Source organism: Rhodococcus sp. BS-15 (assembly GCF_000813105.1).
In the GTDB taxonomy this organism is placed as follows: Bacteria; Actinomycetota; Actinomycetes; order Mycobacteriales; family Mycobacteriaceae; genus Rhodococcoides.
In genome coordinates, this window is the sequence record NZ_BAOX01000374.1 from 1 (window position 1) to 4,052 (window position 4,052).

Genomic DNA, 4,052 nt, shown 5'->3' on the forward strand with positions numbered 1-4,052 from the left:
TCCGCGCTGACGCTCGCGCCCGGCAGGTGGGTTTCCCGCCACCGCCGGATCGCATCGGTGGTACCCGACTGCGTCACCGCGGTGGCCACCGCAGCGGACGGAGCCCACGGCCGAAATGCCGTCGTCGACGCGGTGTCGGGTGCGGTGGCCATGGTTGTGGATTCGGGGTTCGTGCCGGGACGGACGCGGTCGTAGATCGTGTCGACGACTTTTCTGGGATTGCGAACGACCCAGCGCAGCAGTGCTTTTCGAAGAGGATGACCGTCGACGGGACTGTCTGCCCACGCCGGAAGCGGTGCGTCGGGACGTGCGTCGGCCAAATACGCGAACAGGTCGACCGGCAACAGCGCGTCGCCGAGACCGTGATTGAGATCGAGGAACAGGTAGCGACCGGCCAGACGAATACGAAGAGGAATTCCAGGCACGGACGCGTGCGAGAACTCGGTGAGCTCCTTGGTCAACTGCTCGTGGCCGACGGCGGTTCCCTCGGCGATGTGCTCGACTACCCGCTCCGGCTCGTAGACCCAGCCCACCGAAGACTGGTCGGCGCGCAGGCCCAGCCGCGTGGCAGGACCGATCGAGGCCAGTGCGAGCACCCGGCTCTGCACCCGTGCGAGATCGCCGAAGTCCGCGGGTCCCAGCACGGTCACGATGCGCGAATCGGACCGAAGCATGTCCAACGAACTGGCGCGATAGGTCTGAGTCATGGTGCCGTCCTGTGTTGGGCGTGGACCGGAATACGACGCGGTGACGGTTCGTCGAGCTGCGGTGGACCGTCCTGTGGGTCGCGGCGAGGCTCTTCACGGTGTCGGGGTTCGGCGTGTCGGGGTTCGCCGCGGCGAGGCTCTCGATGACGCGATCGCGGTGGACGGGCGTCGCTGTCGTCGATCGGCCCGCGGGGGCCCGGGGAGCCCGACGGGCCCTGGTCGTCACCGGACTCACCGTTGCTGCCTGCGGACAGCTCACGAATCCACCGCACGAGCGGCACGATCAGGACGACGGCACCGAACGCCTCGGCCGCGAGGTACGCCCAGCCGACGGCCGCGATGCCCATCGACGACGACAGCGCCACCGAGCCGCCGATGATGATCGAGGTGGCCACCACCTGCACGATCACGGCGAGTCGCATGCGTCGACGGACCCGAGCCAAACCGTCGTACAGGGAACCGACGACGGACAGCGGGATGGTCAGCGCGGCCAACTGCACGATGATGGTGCCCTGATCGCGGTAGCCCTGGCCGATCAATCCGAGACCGAACGGCGCAACGAACGCCAGGAAGATCGACCCACCCACCGCGACGATGCACACCAGGCTCATGAACCGCTTCGTCAGGCGGTGGAACTGTTCGGGGTGGGCAGCGACCTCGGCCACGTACGGTCCGATCAACACACTGATCAGGATGTAGAGCGCGCTGACGATCGACCAGGTGAGGGAGAAGTAGGCGTTCTGCTCGGCACCGAGGGTGGCGACGACGATCATCGGCACGAGCAGCGGAGCGAGGGATCCCAGCGCGGTGATGCCGTATGCCGAGCCGAAGTAGGCCCACATCTCGCGCCTGGGCGGCAGGTCCGGCTTGCCGGCGTACCGCTGTTCGGTGCGGACGTTCTTCATGATCGCGCGCAGGACGAAGATCGACGCCACGATTGCGGGGACTGCCCAGGCCGAGATGATCGAGGTACTGCGCTCGGTCGAGAACAGCGCCAATAGCAACACGAACTTGAGGACGGCGTGGAAGACGTTCTTGGCGGCCGCCCAGCGTGCGACGCCCAGGCCGGACGAGGTCTGATCCTGCAGCGCGAACACCGCGAGCACCGCGACGAAGAACGGGAACGACACGATTTCAGCGGTGTTGGTGAACATCTCGTCCACCGGCGCAACAAGCAGGAAGCCGCCGCCGAGCACGAACGCGAATGCAGTGACGGTGAGGTAGCCGCGCACGATGAACGACTTGGCCAACCGGCCCGAGATCGGGAGGAATCGCTCGTACATCGAACCGAGGCTCAGATTGGACAGCGTCGAGAGCATCACCGCGGAGGTGATGACCGCCGACGCGCTGCCCACCTCGGCCACGGGATAGAGCCGACCGGCCGCAGCCAGAACAGCAGGCCGAGTGCGCCGGTGATGGCCGTCGAGAGCATCAGGGCCATCGAGTTGAGCGCGAGGTTGCGATCGGAGGCCTTCGAACCCGGTCCGGTCTCGGGTGCCGGTCGTTCGACGACGTCGGCGACCGGAGAAACGTCCACCGAGTGCACGGGATCGTGCCGCGGCACGGTCGGCACCGGCATCGTCGGGCTGTTCATCAGACCCAGGTCGAACCGAGCCGGTTCGACCGGATACCACCGAAGCTGTTCGAGCTGTTCGTGCTTGGGCGGCAGGATCCGGGGAGCGCGGTGCTTCACAATCGAACCTTCCCCACCGGCACGGGAGGCGACGGTGCGGCGATCTCGATATCGAAGGCAGCGGAGGCGGCCGTCACCAGTTCTGCTCGCACGTTCTCTCGGAGATCGCGACCGTAGAGCGAGTGATCACCGGACGCGAAGGAGGTGACGGTCGGTACGGACGACCGGCGCTGGAGCCGGCGCATTCCCTCCGGGCCCCGATTGGTCTCGAACCAGGCGGTATCGCTGGGGGAGAGCAGAACTCGCGTCTGCACCCGACGGTCGCTGAGAATGCGCAGCGAGATCTCGGGAACCTGGATCAAGCCGCGTCGCCCGAGCCAGATCCACAGCGCGTACGGAATCCGTGGCTGCAGTGCGTTCTTGATCCGCACACCCCAGTGGTGCAGACGGTCGAGTGCGCGAGCCTTCAGCCCGGTTTCCTCGATGTGCATCGAGGAACGCTTGACGAATTCGAGACGACGAGTGGTCCAGTCCAGGGTGTTGAGCAGTACTGCAGCGCGAACCCCCAGTTCCCGGGCGGCGAAGCTGGAATACCACGAGCCGGAGCACATTCCGGCCACCAGGACGTTGTCCGGGGTGGTCCCCGACTGCCGGACGGCGGTGAGTGCGTCCTCGTTGCCCTCGTCGCTGTAGAGCCGGGTCAACTCCCCATCGCCGACGCTGCCGCTCTCGCCGGTGCCGCGCCGATCGAAGCGCACCGTGGAGACCCCGAACCGGGGCAGGAGCCGGGCCAGTTCCACCCACATGCGCACCGGGCCGACGCGATGCTCGTTGGCGGTGGGGTACAGCACCACGGTCGGACCGCCTGCCCGGCATCGATCCGAGGATGAGCGAATCGCGAAAAGCTGCTGCGCGCCGAGGTATTCGATGTTCTCGTGGATTCCGTCGACCACGAACGCCGAGCGACGCTGCAGCTCGATTTCGCTCGAGGGCTCGACGGGGAACTTCGACGCCGTCCACGTCGCGAGGTACGCGATGTCGGCCGTCGGGATGATGACCTCGAAATCGCTCGGTTCGAGAAAGTCGTCGTGAGCGGTCAACGTGTGCTCCTGAGCCGAGAGTGTCTCGACGAGCTTGCGTACCGGCTTCGTATCGCCTCGCTCGGCGCGCGTGGCGACCAGCACCGGCGCGTCGGTCTTCGTCTTCGCGGCGTCGAGCGCGGAGAAGTCCGCGGCCGAATCGGGATGCAGCACAGCGCCGATGATCGACACCCGGGGATCGGTGTCGGAGTCGGTGGTGACGCTCACCGAATACAGCGCGCGCTGCTCGTGCAGATACGACCGTCCTTTGACGACCGGATCCCACAGGGTCATCGCGGTGAGCGGCCCGCACTCGGCGGCGACCGAACACGCCAGCAAGGCACCGACGCGCAGACCGACGAGGCCGACCTCGCTCGCCCCGCAACCGCGAACGTAGTCGACGGCCTCGACGATGCTCCGTCGCCAGTGTTCGACCGCGCCGGGCCGATCCTGATCACCCCACGAATCGCCGGTGCCGCGGTAGTCGAACCGCAGCACCAGAAGTCCCTGCGCACTGAGCTTCTGCGCGAGCAGGGTCATGCCGCGATACGAATCGACCTGCTCCTTGCCGAGCGGCGGGCACAGGACGACACCGCCGCGCGCCCGACCGCCGGACGGCACATGGACGGTGCC

Annotated in this window: 4 protein-coding genes; all 4 read right to left on the minus strand. The window is 67.0% G+C overall.

Annotated features, from left to right (window positions below; genetic code table 11):
* Nucleotides 1–707, minus strand: a 707-nt coding sequence (locus RHBS_RS25250; protein WP_145977606.1) for a hypothetical protein, incomplete at its 3' end; no start/stop codon positions are given.
* Complete coding sequence (locus tag RHBS_RS25255) at nucleotides 704–2,071, minus strand: lipopolysaccharide biosynthesis protein (protein WP_187298629.1); 1,368 nt, start codon at nucleotides 2,069–2,071, stop codon at nucleotides 704–706. The genes RHBS_RS25250 and RHBS_RS25255, both read right to left, overlap by 4 nt.
* Nucleotides 2,026–2,400 carry a hypothetical protein gene (locus RHBS_RS29295; protein WP_187298630.1) on the minus strand — a complete coding sequence of 125 codons (375 nt, stop codon included), beginning with the start codon at nucleotides 2,398–2,400 and terminating at the stop codon, nucleotides 2,026–2,028. Before RHBS_RS29295 ends, RHBS_RS25255 begins: the two co-directional genes overlap by 46 nt.
* Nucleotides 2,397–4,052: alpha/beta fold hydrolase (locus RHBS_RS29300; RefSeq protein ID WP_187298631.1), on the minus strand; the 1,656-nt coding region annotated here is incomplete at its 5' end. The genes RHBS_RS29300 and RHBS_RS29295, both read right to left, overlap by 4 nt.